The 17,418-nt window shown below is 65.4% G+C and carries 14 protein-coding genes; 2 read left to right on the top strand and 12 right to left on the bottom strand.

All coding sequences use genetic code 11. From position 1 onward, the window contains the following. Positions 1 to 164: 164 nt before the first annotated feature. The 12 genes from murG to dinB all read right to left on the bottom strand — a co-directional run bounded on the left by murG (position 165) and on the right by dinB (position 15,452). The gene (gene murG, locus ACLLJI_RS06255; protein WP_434619212.1) at positions 165 to 1,298 is read right to left on the bottom strand and encodes an undecaprenyldiphospho-muramoylpentapeptide beta-N-acetylglucosaminyltransferase; all 1,134 of its coding nucleotides are present in this window, start codon (positions 1,296 to 1,298) and stop codon (positions 165 to 167) included. Next, positions 1,295 to 2,704, bottom strand: a complete 1,410-nt coding sequence (ftsW, locus tag ACLLJI_RS06250) for a putative lipid II flippase FtsW (protein ID WP_434619209.1) — start codon at positions 2,702 to 2,704, stop codon at positions 1,295 to 1,297. Before ftsW ends, murG begins: the two co-directional genes overlap by 4 nt. Next, positions 2,704 to 4,383: a UDP-N-acetylmuramoyl-L-alanine--D-glutamate ligase gene (gene murD, locus ACLLJI_RS06245; protein ID WP_434621289.1), complete on the bottom strand. Its 1,680-nt coding sequence runs from the start codon at positions 4,381 to 4,383 to the stop codon at positions 2,704 to 2,706. The genes ftsW and murD overlap by 1 nt, the downstream gene beginning before the upstream one ends. 8 nt (positions 4,384 to 4,391) lie before the next feature. After that, positions 4,392 to 5,504 (bottom strand): phospho-N-acetylmuramoyl-pentapeptide-transferase, encoded by a 1,113-nt coding sequence (gene mraY / locus ACLLJI_RS06240; RefSeq protein WP_434619206.1) that lies wholly within the window; start codon positions 5,502 to 5,504, stop codon positions 4,392 to 4,394. Further along, positions 5,501 to 7,075, bottom strand: a complete 1,575-nt coding sequence (locus tag ACLLJI_RS06235) for a UDP-N-acetylmuramoyl-tripeptide--D-alanyl-D-alanine ligase (protein ID WP_434619203.1) — start codon at positions 7,073 to 7,075, stop codon at positions 5,501 to 5,503. The genes mraY and ACLLJI_RS06235 overlap by 4 nt, the downstream gene beginning before the upstream one ends. 6 nt (positions 7,076 to 7,081) lie before the next feature. Continuing rightward, positions 7,082 to 8,902 (bottom strand): Mur ligase family protein, encoded by a 1,821-nt coding sequence (locus tag ACLLJI_RS06230; RefSeq protein ID WP_434619200.1) that lies wholly within the window; start codon positions 8,900 to 8,902, stop codon positions 7,082 to 7,084. A 19-nt stretch (positions 8,903 to 8,921) separates the two neighbouring features. Beyond that, the gene (locus ACLLJI_RS06225; RefSeq protein WP_434619197.1) at positions 8,922 to 10,727 is read right to left on the bottom strand and encodes a peptidoglycan D,D-transpeptidase FtsI family protein; all 1,806 of its coding nucleotides are present in this window, start codon (positions 10,725 to 10,727) and stop codon (positions 8,922 to 8,924) included. Between the two features lie 64 nt (positions 10,728 to 10,791). Then, positions 10,792 to 11,454: a hypothetical protein gene (locus ACLLJI_RS06220; protein ID WP_434619194.1), complete on the bottom strand. Its 663-nt coding sequence runs from the start codon at positions 11,452 to 11,454 to the stop codon at positions 10,792 to 10,794. After that, positions 11,451 to 12,488, bottom strand: a complete 1,038-nt coding sequence (rsmH, locus tag ACLLJI_RS06215) for a 16S rRNA (cytosine(1402)-N(4))-methyltransferase RsmH (protein WP_434619191.1) — start codon at positions 12,486 to 12,488, stop codon at positions 11,451 to 11,453. Before rsmH ends, ACLLJI_RS06220 begins: the two co-directional genes overlap by 4 nt. 209 nt (positions 12,489 to 12,697) lie before the next feature. Then, positions 12,698 to 13,129 (bottom strand): division/cell wall cluster transcriptional repressor MraZ, encoded by a 432-nt coding sequence (gene mraZ, locus ACLLJI_RS06210; protein ID WP_434619188.1) that lies wholly within the window; start codon positions 13,127 to 13,129, stop codon positions 12,698 to 12,700. Between the two features lie 491 nt (positions 13,130 to 13,620). After that, positions 13,621 to 13,992, bottom strand: a complete 372-nt coding sequence (locus ACLLJI_RS06205) for a DUF3040 domain-containing protein (RefSeq protein ID WP_434619185.1) — start codon at positions 13,990 to 13,992, stop codon at positions 13,621 to 13,623. Positions 13,993 to 14,195: 203 nt separating this feature from the next. Next, positions 14,196 to 15,452 (bottom strand): DNA polymerase IV, encoded by a 1,257-nt coding sequence (gene dinB, locus ACLLJI_RS06200; RefSeq protein ID WP_434621286.1) that lies wholly within the window; start codon positions 15,450 to 15,452, stop codon positions 14,196 to 14,198. Positions 15,453 to 15,597: 145 nt separating this feature from the next. Here dinB and ACLLJI_RS06195 point away from each other — a divergent pair, with 145 nt between their 5' ends. Beyond that, positions 15,598 to 16,248 (top strand): hypothetical protein, encoded by a 651-nt coding sequence (locus ACLLJI_RS06195; protein ID WP_434619182.1) that lies wholly within the window; start codon positions 15,598 to 15,600, stop codon positions 16,246 to 16,248. 41 nt (positions 16,249 to 16,289) lie between these two features. Then, a complete protein-coding gene (locus tag ACLLJI_RS06190) occupies positions 16,290 to 17,381 on the top strand; it encodes a polyprenyl synthetase family protein (protein WP_434621283.1) in 1,092 nt (363 codons plus the stop codon). Positions 17,382 to 17,418: the final 37 nt, after the last annotated feature.

Here is a 17,418-nt window from a genome sequence, read left to right as displayed (position 1 = left end):
ACCGCCGATGCCGATGAAGTGGACGCGGCCCAGCGTCGTGAGCGCATCGTCCGCGGCGGTCCCGGGGCTGCCGGCGCTGCCGGGGCTGCCCGCGCTGCCGGGGGCAACACTGCTGACACTGTCGCTGTTGTCGGTTCCGCTGCCTATGTTGACTGAGGCTGCCGTCATCGTCCTGCCGCCTTCTTAACCATCTCTGCCATCCGGTCGTCCGCATCGCGGATGCCCAACCGCCGGGCCTGCAAGCCCATATGTTCGAGCCGCCGCTGGTCCGCCAGCAGCGGCAGAATTTCCCGCTGCAGCCACTCCGGATTGAAATCGGCATCCCGGACCAGCAGTGCCCCGCCGGCGGAAACCAGCGGGGCAGCGTTGAGCGCCTGCTCGCCGTTGCCGACCGGAAGCGGAACGAACACCGCCGGCAACCCCACCGCGGCGACTTCGGACACCGTGCCGGATCCGGCGCGGCAGAGCAACAGATCGGCAGCAGCATAGGCCTGTTCCATCGCGTCGACGTATTCCACCTGCCGGTACCGCTCCCCCGCAAGTTGGGTACCGTCGGCGGCCATAACTTTCTTGCCCCGCCCGGTGATGTGCAGCACCTGAACACCGGCGGCGAGCAGCGCCGGCAGCGACCGCGCGACGGTCTCATTGATCCGCTGTGCCCCGAGTGATCCGCCCGTGACGATCAGCGTCGCCAGCGCCGGGTCCAGTCCCAATGCTTCCCTGGCCGTCTGCCGGGCAGCACTGCGGTCGAGTGCGGAGATTTGGGTCCGCATGGGCATGCCCACCAGCTGGCCGCGCCTAATTCTGGTCTGCGCGAACGCGGTGCCGACGAACTCCGTGAAACGGGCCCCGAGCCGGTTGGCCAGCCCTGCCTTGCTGTTGGCCTCATGAATGACGATCGGGATGCCGCGCCGGCGGGCGGCCAGGTACATGGGGCTGCAGACGTATCCGCCGACCCCCACCAGGACCGTGGCATTGGCCCGCTCCAGGATCTGCGCGGACTGCCGCACTGCCCGTAGCAGCCGGCCGGGCAGCCTGAGCAGCTCAGCGGACGGCTTCCGCGGCAGCGGGACACGATCGATGACGGTGAGCTCAAGTCCGGCCGCCGGGACCAACCTGTTTTCCATCCCGTCCGCCGTTCCCACGGCCAGCAGCCGGATCGCCGGATCGGCCGCGCGGAGGGCAGCGGCGATGGCCAGCAGAGGGCTGATGTGCCCCGCCGAGCCGCCGCCGGCCAGCACCACGGATAGCGGGCCTGATGTGCGGCCGGGGCCGGACGGACGAGCGGGAATAGTCATGATGGAGCTTTTTCTCTTTCCGGATGAGTGCGGGCAAAAGACAAGACGACGCCGATGGCCGCCAGCACCAGTGTCAGCGCCGTGCCGCCGTAGGAGATCAGCGGAAGGGGGACGCCGATTACCGGAAGCAGCCCGGTGACCATGGCGATGTTGACGAAGGCCTGGCCGATGATCCAGGTCATGATGCAGCCGCACACAATGCGGATGAACGGGTCGTTGTGGCGGACGATAACGCGGAAGATGGCCAGTGCGATGATGCCGTACAGCACAACGAGCACCATTGTTCCCAGCAGGCCCAGTTCCTCACCGATAATGGCGAAGATAAAGTCGTTGTGCGCCTCCGGGATCCAGTTCCATTTCTGCCGGCTCTGGCCCAGCCCGACACCCCACCAGCCACCCGAGGCCAAGGCATAGATGCCGTTTTGCGCCTGGAAGCAGAGGTCATTACCGTCGCTGCAGTTACCCTGCCAGCCGGAGAGCCGGGAGATCCTGTTGCCGCTGGTCAGCGCCATCACCACCGCGGCGATTGCGCCAATGACGGCCGCCGGAACGAAGACGCGTGCACGGGCACCGGCAAAGTAGAGCCCGGCAGCAACGATCCCCATCATAATCACGGCCGTGCCAAGGTCGTGGCCGAGCAGGACCAGACCGATCGCGAGACCGGCGACGGGGATCACGGGGATGGCCATGTGCTTCCCCTGCGTCAGCAATGGTTCCTTGCGGGCGAGGACGGCCGCCATCCAGAGCGAGAGAGCCAGCTTCGCCGCTTCAGATGGCTGGGCGCTGAAGCCGCCGATTTCAATCCAGTTGCGGTTACCGCCGACCGCTTTTCCGATCGGACTAAACACCAACGCCAGCAGCACAAGGGACAGCCCGACGGCCGGCCATGCCAGTTTCTTCAGACGGCCGATGCTCAGCCGGGACAATATGAGCATCGCTATCACGCCGATGCCGGCGTACATGCTCTCTTTCAGGAAGAGGTCATAGGCGGGCACATTCTGCGAAATGGATTCCGCGGCGGAGGCCGAGAGCACCATCAGCAGGCCGATGCAGGTCAGCGCGAGCGTGGCACCCAAGATGAGGTAGTAGCTGGAACCATTGCTGGGCCGGTTGCTGCCTTCGATCCTGGGCCAGAACTCCCGGAAAAACCTACTGATCCGGGAAACCGATTTCACCGGATGGCTGCCTGCGGCGCCTCCTGCGGCAATGGGACCGGCCCTGCGGGCGCCGGTCGACCTATCGTACGGGTTGGCCCCGGCGGGCCTGCCGTGCGCCTTGGCGCCGGCGGATCTGCCGTGCACCTTGGCGCCGGCGGACCTTTCATGTGGCGCGGCGCCGGCGGCCGGGCCCTTCGGGGTAACTCCGGCCCGGCCCTTGGGGGCCGGCCGAGCGGGCGTGCTGACCATTAAAACTCCTTGCCGGCCTTCGCCTGCCCTTCCACGAGCCCGCGGACGGCGCTGATAAACGCCTCCCCGCGCTGGGCGTAGGAAGCGAACTGATCCATCGATGCCGAGGCCGGAGCCATCAGCACCGTATCGCCCCGCAGGGCTATTGAGGCGGCAGAGGCCACCGCCCGGGCCATCACGGTCTCGCCGGAAAGCGGCGGCCCTCCCCGACCTGGTTGTGTGTCCGGGGGCTGAGTGTCTCCTGCCGTCTGTACCTTTCCAGTCTGTACCTTTCCAGTCTGTACCTTTCCAGTCTGTACATTTCCAGTCTGTACATTTCCAGTCTGGCCCGTTCGTGTCTCGATCACGGGCACATCCGGCGCGTGTCGCCGCAGCGAACCGCTCAGTGCGCTAGTGTCCGCCCCAATCAGGATCACGGCTTTGAGACGGTGGCCATGCCTGCGGATCAGCTCGTCGTAGTTAACGCCTTTGGAGAGCCCACCGGCAATCCAGATCACCGAATCGAACGCCGACAGGGACGCCGCCGCCGCGTGCGCGTTGGTGGCCTTGGAGTCGTTGACCCAGAGCACGCCGTTGACGCTGGCCACCGGCTGGATGCGGTGCTCTCCGCTCTCGTACCTGTGCAGGCCGTCCCGGATGGCGCCCGGTTCGAGACCGTAGGCGCGGACCAGCGCGGCGGCGGCGAGTGCGTTGGCCACCAGGTGCCGCGGCACCAGCTCCGCGATGTCCGAGACCTTGGCCAGTTCGACGGCGGAATGCTTGCGTTCGGCGATGAAGGCGCGGTCCACCAGCAGTCCGTCGACGACGCCGACCATGCTGATGGCGGGTATACCGGTGGTGAAGCCGATCGCGCGGCAGCCCTCGACGACGTCGGCCGCTTCCACCATCCGCTCCGTCTCGTCCTGCTCCGCGTTGTAGACACAAGCGAGCCGGGTGTTCGCGTAGATTTTCGCCTTATCCGCCGCATAGGCCGCAAAGGATCCGTGCCAGTCCACATGGTCCTCAGCCAGGTTCAGGCAGACGCTGGCCGCCGGGGAGACGGTATGGATCCAGTGCAGCTGAAAGGTGGAGAGCTCCACGGCCAGGACGTCATAGCCCTCCGGTTCGCGGACGGTGTCCAGTATCGGCGTGCCGATGTTCCCTGCGGCGATGGCCCGCAGTCCGCCGGCCTGGAGCATGAGCTCCACCATCGTGGTGGTGGTGGTTTTGCCATTGGTGCCGGTGATCGTGATCCAGTCGGCCGTCTTCCGCCCGGCGCGGATACGGACCCGCCACGCCAGCTCGATGTCCCCCCAGACGGGGATCCCGGCGGCCGCCGCGGCGACCAGCAGCGGATGAGACGGGCGCATTCCCGGCGTGGTGACAACGAGCTCAGCCTGCTCGCCGTCCACCTGCGGCAGGCGGGTTGACGTCTCCTCGCCCAGCAGAACATCGGCGACCCCGACGATCCGCAGGGTATCGGCGTTCCGGCGGGCTTCGCCGTCGTCGGACGCCGCGACCACCACGACCCGCGCGCCCAGTTCGGCGAGCGTGTCCGCCGCGGAAAAACCGGTCTTCGTGATGCCGGTGACCACCACGCGCAGTCCGGACCAGTCCGCGTCCCAGCTGGTCAGCGCGGCCAGGCGGTCCGGATCAGCATTGGGGAAATCAGCCTTGGGGACATCGTCGCTGGGGTTAATTGACCGGCTCACAATTGGACAATCCATTCGGCATAAAAGGCGCCCAGGCCCACGGCCACCATCAGCCCGCAGAGGATCCAGAAACGGACCACGACGGTGACCTCGGCCCAGCCCTTGAGCTCGAAGTGATGCTGCAGCGGTGCCATCTTGAACACACGTTTGCCGCCGCTGAGCTTGAAGTAGCCCACCTGAATGATGACGGAGACCGTGATCAGCACGAACAGGCCGCCGATGATGGCCAGCAGGATTTGGGTCCGCGAGAGGATGGCGAAGCCGGCTATGGCCCCACCGATGGCCAGCGAGCCGGTGTCCCCCATGAAGATTTTGGCCGGTGATGTGTTCCACCACAGGAAGCCGATCAGCGCCCCGAAGATGATGACCGACAGCAGTGCCAGGTCCAGCGGATCCCGAACGCTGTAGCAGATGGTGCTGGAGACCGCCCGCGGCGAACCGCACCCCTGGTTGCCCTGCCAGATCCCCATCAGCGTGTAGGCGCCGAAGACCATCACCGAGGCACCGGCCGCCAGACCATCGAGGCCGTCGGTGAGGTTCACCCCGTTCGTGGCCGCGGTGACAATCAGATTGGACCAGATAATGAACAGGATTACCCCGACGCCGGCACCTGCGAACGCCAGATCCAGGCCTGGAATGTCACGGGCAAAGGAGATTTTGGTGGTGGCGGGCGTCAGCCCCAGATCATTGGGGAAGTTCAGTGCCAGCACGGCGAACGTCACGCCCACGGCCGCCTGCAGAATGAGTTTTGCTTTGGCATCGAGCCCCAGACTGCGCTGTTTGGAAATCTTGATGAAGTCATCCAGGAAGCCCACCAGCCCCATGCCGACCATCAAGAAAAGCATGAGCCAGCCGGACACGCTCGGACCAGCCGAACGGGGGTCAAGCAGCCAGAGCACCAGGTGCGTGACCAGGTAGGCGAACACCACCGAGCCGACGACGACGGCGCCACCCATGGTGGGCGTGCCCCGTTTGGTGTGGTGCGAGGTAGGTCCGTCATCGCGGATGAACTGGCCGTATCCCTTATTCACCAGCAGCTTGATGAAGAGCGGCGTTCCCACCATGGCCAGGGCCAGGCCCAGGCCGGCGCCCATGAGCAGTCCGATCATTGGTTCCGTGTCCCTTCGCCCTCGGTGCCGTCAGTTGGTAATGCTATCCGATCGCCCAGAAACCGCAGTCCGGCGCCATTGGAGGATTTGAAGAGCACGATGTCCCCCGGGCTCAATTCCCGGCGCAGCAGCGCGTAGGCCGCGTCGGCATCTTCAACGAATACGGATTCGTCCCCCCAGGAGCCCTCCATCACCGCCGCGACGTGCATGGCGCGGGCTGCTTGTCCCACCACCACCAGCCGGGAGATGTTCAATCGGACCGCTACGCGTCCGATCGCATCGTGTTCGTGGATCGAGTCCGCGCCAAGTTCCAGCATGGCGCCGAGCACGGCCCAGGTGCGGTGTTCCGCGCCGCCGTCGCCGCGTCCCAGCTCGGCCAGGGTGCGCAGCGCCGCCCGCATGGACTCCGGATTGGCGTTGTAGGCATCGTTGATGACGGTCACGCCGTCCGGTCGGACGGTACGTTCCATCCGCCAGCGGCTTTGTGCCTTCTGTCCGTTCAGCGCCTCGGCAATGAGATCCGCCGGAGCACCCGCAACGCGTGCGGCAGCGGCCGCGGCCAACAAATTGGTGACTTGGTGCAGCCCGAGCAGTCCGCTCGTGACCGGCCTTCCGGCGGTGTCCGTGGCTGCATCGCCCTCGTAAGCGGCACCACAGTCATCAGCACTTTCGCCAACAGCACCATCGTTAGTGCCACCGCCTCCCGCGGCGCCGTCATTGAAGTGCAGGATGAATTCGGGATGGCCCTGCGCATTGGTCGTGGGCTCCGAGGCCCGTACCATTGGGTGGCCGCCGGCCGTATCCGGGCTGCCGGCTCCAAAAAAGACGATCCGGGCCGGTGTGCGCCCAGCCATGCCGCTGACTCGGACGTCATCGCGGTTCAGCACGGCGGTTCCGTCGGAAGAGAGCGCTTCCACCAACTCGCCCTTGGCCTTGGCCGTGTTTTCCACCGAGCCGAATTCGCCCGCGTGCGCGGTGCCGACGCCCAGCACGACGCCGATGTCCGGCTTCACCAGGGAGGCAAGATACCTGATGTGGCCGATGCCGGTGGCACCCATTTCGATGATCAGGTACCGGGTGGATTCGTCGGCCATGAAGACCGTCAACGGAACGCCTATCTCGCCGTTGTAGGAGCCCTGCGGGGCCACGGTAGGACCGAGCCGGGACAAAATGCCCGCCAGCAGATCCTTGGTGGTGGTTTTCCCCGCCGAACCTGTGATGCCGACAACCGTCAGCGTCCCGGCCGCGCGGATCAGCCGCACCGCCTCGGCCGCCAGCGCCCCCAGCGCCAGCACGGCGTCCGGGACGATCACCGCCGGATAGCTGCGCCCGGCCGAATCCAGGATCTCCCGCTCGGCCAGCATCAGAACCGCGCCGGCCGCAACGGCGGCGGGAATGAAGTCGTGTCCGTCGGCGGATTCGCCCGGTTTGGCAACGTACAAGGACCCTGGGAACGCCGCCCGCGAATCGGTGACGATGTGGCCAAGGCCGATCATCTGCTTTGGGTCTGCGGTGGACGTAAGGCGGCCGTGGGTTAGCGCGGCCAGCTGTGCCGCTGTCAGTTCAATCATCTCGATCTAGGACTCTATCCCGGGAACGGGCTCGGGAGTGAATCCGAAGCGGCGGAGGGCGTGGCGGAGTTCGACTCTGTCATCAAGGGCAAGGTTGATCCCCTTGACCTCCTGCCAGACCTCATGACCACGTCCGGCCACCAGGATTGTGTCCTGCGGACGGGCCAGTTCCACGGCCCGAAAAATGGCGTCAGCGCGGGGAAAAACCTCCAGGATCTCCCGTCCCAGCGACCGCTCCGCATTTGCCTGGCGGGCGCCGGCCAGAAGATCCCGGCGGATGGACGCCTCGTCCTCATCGTGCGGGTCATCATCAGTGATAATCACAACATCCGCGAGCTGGGCCACCACTTCACCCATCTTCGGGCGCTTGCCGGCATCTCGCTGCCCCGTGGCGCCAAAGACCACGATCACGCGCGAGCCAGGTTCGGACGAACGCACGGCCAGCAGGGCGCGCTTAAGGGCGTCCGGATTGTGCGCGAAATCCACGATGGCCGCGGGCGATTTTCCCACCAGCTGCATCCGGCCCGGCACCTGCACCGTGAACGGATCGTGGCTGTCCAAGGCGGCTTGCACCCGCTGAAGCGCCGCCGGCCCCGTCTGGCCCAGAAACTGCAGCACCATCAACGTTGCCAGGGCGGCATTGGCGACGTTGAACCGACCGGGCAGCCCGGTCGAGACGTTCAGCGTGCGTCCATCCGCCCTGCGCAGCACGAAAGAGCTGCCGAGCCCGCGCGGACGGACAGCCGTGACCTGCCAGTGCGTCGGATCGGCCCGGTGGCCCGCGGCGGGAGCGGCGGCCCCATGGGCTGCCGCTGCCACGCCCGTGGCGCCCCCCTCGATCGTGGCGCCTACCTCGGCCGTCGTGCCCGCTTCGCCCGCTTCGGCCACCTCGCCTGTAGTACCCACTTCGCCTGTAGCGCCAACTTCGCCAGTAGCGCCAACTTCGCCAGTAGCGCCAACTTCGCCAGTGGAGAGGGTGGTGACAGGTATCCGGCAGGATTCCGCCAAGCGCCGGCCCCAGGTGTCGTCGACGGTAATAACGGCGGCGCGGGCATGGTCGGGACTGAATAGTTCGGCCTTCGTGGCGAAATACGCGTCCATGGTGCCGTGCAGATCCAGATGGTCCTGTGTCAGGTTCGTGAAACCGGCGACGTCGAAGACGACCCCGTCCACCCGGTGGAAGGACAGTGCATGGGACGACACTTCCATCGACGCCGCGTCCAGCCCGCGCTCACGCATCAGGGCGAGCAGAGCGTGCACATCCGTCGATTCCGGCGTCGTGAGCCGACTGGGGATCGCCGCGGATCCGGCCAGAATCTCGATGGTGCCGATCAGTCCGGTGCTGCCCCCCAGCGCCTGCAGCAGCGAATTGATGAAATACGTGGTGGTGGTCTTTCCGTTGGTGCCGGTCACGCCGTACAGCGGCATCGGCGCGGCATCGGGGTCCGCTGTGCCGTAGATGAGCGCCGCCACCGCTCCAACGATCGCGCGCGGCTCCGGCACCACGAGCACCGGCACGCCCGGGCCACCGGGCAGCAGGCGCAGCCGGCGTTCGCCGTCGTCATCCGTCACAATTGCCGTGGCACCCGCAGCCAGCGCCTGGCCGGCAAACTCAGCCCCGTGCCTCTGGGCTCCGGGCAGAGCCAGATACAGGTCCGCCTGTTCAGTCGCGCGGGAGTCCACGCTGGCGCCGGTCACCGCAAGGCCGCCGAAGTCCTGGGCGCGCGCACCGATGAGCTCCGCCAGCGCCGCAAGCGGCACCGGCTTCACCCGGGCGGGCCGCAGGGAGGACCCGGCGCTGCCTGGCAGCGGTTCATGTGTGCTCATTTATCCGGCTCCGAAACCTTCAGTATTTCTGCGGCAGAGCCACAGAGTGTGTGGTGGACGGCGGCACGTTGTTGCTGTGCAGGACCTGACCCATCACGGAGTTGAACACGGGGGCCTGGGAAATACCGTAAATGTCACCCTGCGGGCGCTGGACCGTTACCAGCACAACATACTGCGGGTCCTCCATCGGCGCCATGCCGACAAAGGAAGCCGTGTACCCTTCAAAGCCGGCACCGTCGTCCCTGACGGCCTCGGCGGTACCGGTCTTGCCGCCCACCCGGTAGCCGGGCACCGAAACGTCCTTGGCGTCCGCGGCGGTGACAACACTTTCCAGGATGTCTTTGACCTGCTGCGCGCTCTGCGGGCTGACAACCTCGGTGCCGGCGGACCCATCCACCTTGTGTTCCGTGCCGTCCGGATCAATATAGGACTCCACCAGCTGCGGCTTAAACCGAACGCCGTTATTGGCGATCGTCTGGTAGATCATCGCGGTCTGCAGCGGCGTCTGCGAGACACCCTGACCGAAGAGCACCGTGAATTCCTGCCGGCCGTCCCACGAGTCCGGCTGCGCCAGGATCCCGGCGTTTTCACCCGGCAACGGGATCCCGGTGGCCTGACCGATGCCGAAGTTGTGCAGGTAGTCATAGCGCTGCTGTTTGCTCAGCCGCTCACCGACCATCACGGTCCCGGTGTTCATCGAATCCCCGATGATCCCGGCGAAGGTGCGCTGTTCCGTCCCATGGGTAAAGGCGTCAGCGAAATTCTCCCCGTTGACCGTGTAGGTCGGCGGCACCAGCACATGCGACAGCGGGCTGACCTTGCCTTCCTGGATGGTGGCCGCGGCGGTGACCGTCTTTTCGGTGGATCCGGGTTCTATCGCCGCCGTGACCGAGCGGGCACCCCGGTTGGCCGCGTCGGTGGCTCCCGGATTGTTCGGATCCACGGTGGAGTCCTCGGCCATCGCGACAATTTTGCCGGTCTTAGCCTGCACCACCACGATGTTGCCCCATTGGGCGCTGAACTTCTTGACCTGATCGGAAATAGCCTGCTGCGCGAAGTACTGCAGGTCGCTGTTGATCGTCAGCTTCACGGTCTCGCCGTCGACGGCGGGCTGGTTTTCCTCCGGCGCGGTGGGAATGACAATGCCGTTGGCCCCGCGCTGGTACTTTCGGCTGCCGTCTGCGCCCTGCAGCTTGGAGTTCAGCGTCTGCTCGATTCCGGCCAGCGGCGTGCCGTCGGAGCCCAGGAAACCCACAATGCTGCCGCCTACAGCGCCGAGCGGATAGGTCCGCTCGCTCGTTGCCTCGGAATAAATGCCCGGAAGCTGCAGGTCCATCACCTTGGACTCCACCGCCGCAGTGACGCCCTTGGACACATAGGCGAAGTCGGAATTGCCGGTGACCGTCTTACGGACGTCCGCTTCCTTCAGGCTCAGGGCATCCGCCAGTTCTTTGATCCCCTCATCCCGGGTGACCGTATCGACGTTGCCGGTGCCGGAGTTCTTGCGGACGAAGGTATCGGCGGCGGTGCTGTTTTTCGGTGAGACCGTGATGTTGTACCGGACGATGCTCTGTGCCATCACCTTGCCGTTGGCGTCCACGATTTCGCCCCGCGTTGCGGGCAGCTTTGAGACCACGGTGCGCTGATTGATGGCGGCCTCGGCCATCGATCCGGTGTCCAGGCCCTGAATCAGAAACAGCTTTCCGGAAATGATCAGCAGCAGCGCCAGAACCAATCCCAGCCCCACCCGAAGCCGGATTCTGTTCCGCGTGGTGCTGCCGGAGGCCCTAGTATTTTTGCGGTCGCTGCCGGTGTTTTGTGCCACTTGCCAATCCTTATTGCCTAGCCCTTGCAGCACTGCTGCCGGTCCGCTGCGCCGTCCGTTTGCCCTAGCCGTTCTTCTGCTTGGGCGCCGGTATGGTGCCGCCGTTAAGATCCTGCGCCGGTGGCGCGGCCACCTGGCGCGCCGCCGTCCCCGCCGCCGCCGTCCCCGCCTTCGACGGGCCGCCAGGCGCAACCGGTTCGGACGCAGCCGGCGCAGCGGCAGCCCCCGTCTTCTTCGACTCCTCCTGCTGGCCGGTGACCGCCGGCGGAGCGATCACCGTCAGGGGTTTGTCCCCGGCGACAGCCGCCGCCGGCTTACCCGTGACAGCCATGGTATCCAGGTTAATCTGCCCCGTGGACGAGGAGGTAACCATTCCCAATTCTGCGGCCTTGGCCACCAGATTCTGCGGAGCCTGCGCATTTTGGACCTGCTGTGTCAGATCCTGGTTCGTCTTCTGCAGTTCCAGCTGCGCTGCGCGAAGCTCCACGAGCTGGTACTGTCCGCTGGAAACGGAGATGTTCAGCACCAGCACGGTGGCCAACGCTGCCACTAAGGCGAGGAAACAGAAAACCACGAAGGGTGCCCGGCGTTTACGTGGGGTACTGACAACCAGCGAGAGCGGAGATCGGCCTTGGCGCGCCGGCCGCGCGTCCGGGGCAAAACTGGTGAGTGCACGGGCCGTATTTCCCATGATCGACTGGAAATTCCCCTGGGCCGATGCGCTCATATTGCTCTCCTGATTCGAACTCGTTCAACTGCCCGCAGCCGCGCTGACGCGGCCCGGGGATTTTCGGAAATTTCCGCTGCGGTGGGAACTTCGGTGCCCCGCGTCAGCATCTTCAGATCCGGTTTGTGCTCCTCCAGCTCCACCGGGAAGCCAACGGGCGCCGATGATTTGGAGCCGGCGGCGAACACGGACTTGACGATCTTGTCTTCCAACGAGTGATAGGACATGATCACGCAACGACCGTGCATGGCCAGCGAACCGACGGCTGCCGGGACCGCCGCTTCGAGCACCTCGAGTTCCTCATTAACTTCGATGCGCAGCGCCTGGAAGGTCCGCTTGGCCGGATGGCCGCCCGTCCTCGCAGCGCCCGCGGGCACCACCTGGCGGATTTGTTCGACCAGTTCTCCCGTACTGACGAACGGCTTCGTTTCTCGGGCAGAGACGATTCGGTTGGCTATCCGACCGGCAAATTTCTCTTCGCCCCATTTCCGGATCACCCGCAACAGGTCTTCTTCGCTGTAGGTGTTCACCACGTCCGCGGCCGTTTGCCCCCGGCTGGTGTCCATGCGCATGTCCAGCGGCGCATCGTAGGAATAGGCAAAGCCACGCTCCCGCTCATCGAGCTGGAGTGAGGAAACGCCGAGGTCCATGAGCACCCCGTGAACTTCCCGGAAGCCGAGATCGGCGGCGACGTTGGCGATTTCGTCGTAAACGGCGTGGACCAGATCGGTCCGCGCCGCGAAGGGAGCCAGCCGTTCCCCGGCCAGTGCCAGCGCCTCAGTGTCCCTGTCGATGCCGATCAGGTGCAACGAAGGAAACCGCTGCAGCATCGCCTCGCTGTGGCCGCCCATGCCCAAGGTGGCGTCGACTGCCACCGGGGTTTTTCCTGCGGCGATGGCCAGTTCAAAAGCGGGGGCCAACAGGTCAAGGCAACGGTCTTTCAGAACTGGTACGTGGCGGGCGGAGGTGGGCGGCGTGGGTTCGTCGTCGTGCGCCATCCCGCCTCCTTCCTCTCCCCGTCCGGTGTCCTGCATTCGGTGCTCGTCTATTCGGTGCTTGCCTCTTCGGTGCTCGTCCTGCTGTGCAGCAGACGGCTTCTTAAGCCAGATCCCCATCCGCGCCGGGCTGTCCCTGCCTGGCACCGGGGAAGGTGAGCCAGGTAGTTGGTGCCGGGCGGCTGGAGGTCTTGTTCAAGAATCCGTGTCTGTGTTTCGTGCCGGTGATCGACCGATGGTAGCGCCGCTCAGAAGACGCCGGGAATGATCTCTTCGTCCGTTTCGGAATACGCGTTCTCCTTCTCCCCCAGGTACTCTTCCCATGCCGTGGCATCCCAGATTTCTGCCCGGTCGCCAGCCCCGATAACGGCCAGTTCCCGGCCCAGTCCGGCATACGTCCGCAATGCCGGCGGGATGGTGACCCGGCCCTGCTTGTCCGGAACTTCATCCGAGGCCCCCGACAGGAAGACCCTGCTGTAATCGCGCGCCTGACGGGAGGAAAGTGGAGCCTGGCGCATTCTTTCGTGGACTCTTTCAAATTCACTGTGGCTGAAAACGTAAATACAACGCTCCTGGCCCCTCGTCAGGACAAGCCCGTCGGCCAGTTCCTCGCGGAATTTGGCCGGCAGAAATATCCTGCCTTTCTCATCAAGACGCGGCGAGTGTGTTCCGAGAAACATCTCTACCGCCTTGTTGAAGCGGGGATCTGCAGTCCCCCGTTGCCACTACCCTCTTACAAGCTCCACTTTACTCCACAATCCCCCACGGTCAACGCCAACACGTCCGTAGTCGAGGTGTTTCACGGCCGGAATCCGCACCATCCCTCGATGTCGCCACGTGGTGGGAGGTGGAGGGAAACGACGGCTTCGAGCATCGGAGGGCCTGGCAGCGAACCGGCGACGTCTACGGTCGAGACAGCAGGCCTGGCGGCGGCCCGCAGCAAGGTGTTTGGCGGATGGACCTGAGCCCATCCTTGCCTTGACCGAAGACTGAACAAGGCAGGTTACTCTCAGTCAGGTTAAACAAAAAAAAAGACCTGCGGCTGCGGGTCTTTCATTGGGTGAGTCAGTATTCAGCTGTATTCTTCCCCGGAGCTCTGGTCAACGCGGCCGGCTGCAGTCATAGCTTCCGGCCGCGACACCAGCTGCCCGTCCTATGAGCAGCCTCCGGCCTATTGGCCGCGACGGCGCTCATCCCAGCGTTCTTCCAGGCTGCTCATGAAGGAACTCCTGGGCTTCCTGGTCTGTCCGGCAGCAGAGCCCGTATCGGCGGTCCGGGGAGACCCGCGCCGCAGCGTGGCGACGTAGACTCCGGCACCCATGACCACAAACCCAGCCACGCCCAAGGGAATTATTTGCCAAGCCACTCCCGCCAGCAGCACCAGGATGCCGGCAATTGCTATCAGCACGCCGATCACCACGTGTCTGGTTGAAAATGAGTTGGCGGGATCCGACCCTAATGTGTGGGCAAACTTAGGGTCCTCCGCATGCAGCTGCTGCTCAAGCTGATCCAGTAACCTTTGCTCGTGCTCCGAAAGGGGCATCTCGACCTCCTTCAGGTCCTTGCCGTTGGCGTCTACTCTTCAAACGAGCGGCGCCGGGTGGTTAGTTCCCGCGGCCGCGGGACACCTTCCGGCGAAGCCGTCCTTAGATAACTCCGTGCCTTAAGAATAGGCTTGATTTCACAGAACTGAAACCCTTGCCTGCGGCGCGGGAACAGGCGCGGGAACAGGCGCGGGGCCCGAGTCTAGCCGGGACCGTTGCGTGGAGGTAGGCGGTTCGACGACGGTCTGTCCGGCCCCGGTTCGAGCAGCCGGGCGGGCACAATCTTCTGCGACCCGAATTTGGCCGTGACGGCGTCCAACGCTGCCTCTGCCGTGCGCCAGTTGTCATCGCGGCGGTCCAGGCTCAGCTGCAGAAAGGTTTGGCCGGCCACTTCCAGCTGCTCGGCCCGGAGGCCGATCAACCGCACGCTCATGGGCCGCGGTCCCAACGACTCAAGCAGCTGGACGGCGGTTGCATAGAGCATTTGCGCGCTGTCGACGGGCGTCTGAACCGTGCGCGCCCGGGTCACCGTGGAGAAATCCGCATATCTGATCTTCAAGGACACGGTCCGCGCCAGCAGCCCGGACTGCCGCAGCCGCGCCCCGGTCCGGTGTGCCAACGCCAGCAGTCCGCGCTTGAGCACGGCATCATCGGGCGTATCGACTGCGAAGGTCTCTTCGGCTCCGATGCTCTTTTCCGTCCGCACGGGGGTCACCGGCCGCGGGTCAATGCCCAGCGAGAGCCGGTGAACCTGTTCCCCTCCGACGCCGAGCACGCGGCGCAGCACCGAAAGCGGAGTTGCCGCCACGTCTGCGACGGTGTGCACCCCCAGCCTGGCGAGGACCTGCACGGTCTTGGCCCCAACTCCCCACAAGGCCTGTACCGGCAGCGTATGCAGATACCGCACGGTGTCCGCGGCGGGGATCAGCAGCATCCCGTCCGGTTTGCAACGTGTGGAGGCGATCTTTGCGACGAACTTTGTCGACGCAATGCCTACCGAGGCCGTGATCCCGAGCTCCGCGCTGACTCGCCGTCGAATCAGCGCCCCGATCTCCAGCGGTGGCCCGAGCCGTCGTATGGCACCGGCGATGTCGAGAAAGGCCTCGTCGACGCTGAGCGGTTCCACCAGATCCGTAATCGAGTCGAAGATTTCCATGATCCGGACGGAGACCTCCCGATACAGTGCCTGCCGCGGCTCGATAATGGCCGCCGCCGGACACATCCGGATGGCCGCGGACATCGGCATGGCCGAGCGCACCCCGACGGCACGCGCCTCATAGGAGGCGGACAGCACCACCGAGCGCCCCTCCGGGTGCCCCACGATGACGGGCTTCCCTCTCAGCCGGGGAGCATCCCGCAGCTCGACCGAGACGAAAAACGCGTCCATGTCCACATGCATAATGTGACTGCTGTGGTCCTGGTTCCCGCCACCGCCCTGATCTGCCTCCACACCTGCCATCTTAGGTTCAGGAACTGACATTTTGTCCCTGCCTGCCCCTCAGGCGGTGTGGACGTCCTTCCCGGAGCCCGTGCCGCGGTTTGCTGCGCCATGGCTAAACTGGAATGACCTGCTGCAGACACCTCCGCATTTAAGGAAACCAGTGATGTTGAACGGACCCGCATTTCCGAGTCAGGCCGACAAACGGGCAGATACGGCCTCCAAGGACCGGCCGGCCGTCCGGGGGAACCGGGCCCCTGCTCTGGCCGCCGCCGCCTTGGCCGCGGGGCTGCTCCTGAGCGGCTGCACCAGCCCGGGCACCGGATCCGGCGCCACAAGTCAGCCCGCATCGGGCAGCAGCCCCGCTTCGCCCGCCAGCGCCGGGAGCACGACGCCGGCCGGCCCGAGCGGGTCAGCCAGCCCCACGCCGTCCTCCTCGGCATCCGGCTCCACCTCACCCACCGCCACCACGACGGCCACGGTCGGTGCCCTCGTCCAGGGGTTTCCCGCCGGCTTGCTTCCGGTTATGCCCGGGGCCAAGGCCACGGCGTCGAGCTTCACTAAGACCAATACCGCCGCTACGGCGTCGCTGACCGCGTCCACGACCGCGTCCAGCGCAGATGTCATCGCCTTCTACACGAAAGCGTTCCAGGATCAGGGTTTTACCGCGCTGGCCGGTGACGCCGTCGGCTCGGTGGCTGCCAAGGACTTTACCCGAGCCAACGGGACGGAAACCGTGCAGGTCTCCGTGGTCCCATCCGGCTCCGGGTTCACCTTCACCGTGAGCGCCAACGTTCTCCCCGCGTCGCTGAAGTGAGTGCCGACGCCAGCAGCCGCACCGAAGCGCGCCGGGACAGCGTGCAGTTGGAGAGCCAGGCGGCCGAGCAGGAACTCTTCATCAGCGGCGTTGCCCGGGAACTGGCCGGTTTCCTGGATTCCAAACGCGGGTTGCTCACCGCCATCTCCCCCGACACAGTAATTTTGCTGGATTCCATCCGTGATCTGGTCACCGGCGGAAAACGCCTCCGTGCCCTGATGTGCTATTGGGGCTGGCGGGGTGCCGGCGGCGGTGAGGCTAGCGCCGAAATTGTCACGGCGGGAGCTGCCCTTGAGCTGTTTCAGGCCGCCGCGCTGATCCACGACGACATCATCGACCGTTCCGACATGCGGCGCGGCGGGCCGAGCGTACATCGGCAGTTCAGCCAACTGCATCAGCGCCACGGCTGGTCCTTGGACGGGGAACGGTTCGGTCACGCGGCGGCAATCCTGACCGGGGACCTGTGCCTGTCCTTCAGCGAGGAAGTCTTCGCGTCGATAGGAGCGCCGACGGCGGCCGGCACCCGGGCGCGCGAGGTGTTCAATCTGATGCGGGCCGAGGTGATGGCCGGACAGTATCTGGATATTCTGGAGGAGGTTTCCGGCCCGCATAAACCGGCGGGAACCGCCGTGCAGCGCGCGCAGTCCATCATCCGGTACAAAAGTGCCAAGTATTCCACCGAGCATCCGCTGGTGCTGGGCGGAGCCTTGGCGGGCGCGCCTTCGCAACTGCTGTCCGGTTATTCAGCCTTCGCGTTACCGCTGGGCGAGGCATTCCAGCTCCGTGATGATGTGCTGGGCGTCTTCGGCGACCCCGGAACAACGGGCAAGCCGGCCGGGGACGATCTACGCGAAGGCAAACGGACGGTCCTGGTCGGTCTCACGCTGGCAGCTGCCGGGGAGGAAGAAGCGCAGTTCGTGGACGAGCGGTTGGGCAGGCAGGAACTCAGCGACGACGAGATAGAACAGATCCGGGCGGTGATGATTGATTCCGGCGCGCTGGCCGCGGCCGAGTCGCTGATCGAGAACTACAGCGACATCGCCTACACGGCCCTGGCTGCCCTGGATATTCCCGCGGGACCGGTCGTGTCACTGCGGGCCTTGGCTACGGCAGCGGTCCGGCGCAAGTCCTAAGCCGGCGCTGCCGCGAGCCAAAGGCGCCAGGGCGCCG

It is taken from the genome of Arthrobacter sp. A5, assembly GCF_051131705.1.
In the GTDB taxonomy this organism is placed as follows: domain Bacteria; phylum Actinomycetota; class Actinomycetes; order Actinomycetales; family Micrococcaceae; genus Arthrobacter_M.
Note: the sequence above shows the minus strand (reverse complement) of the source record. Positions and strands in the feature narration are given on the sequence as shown.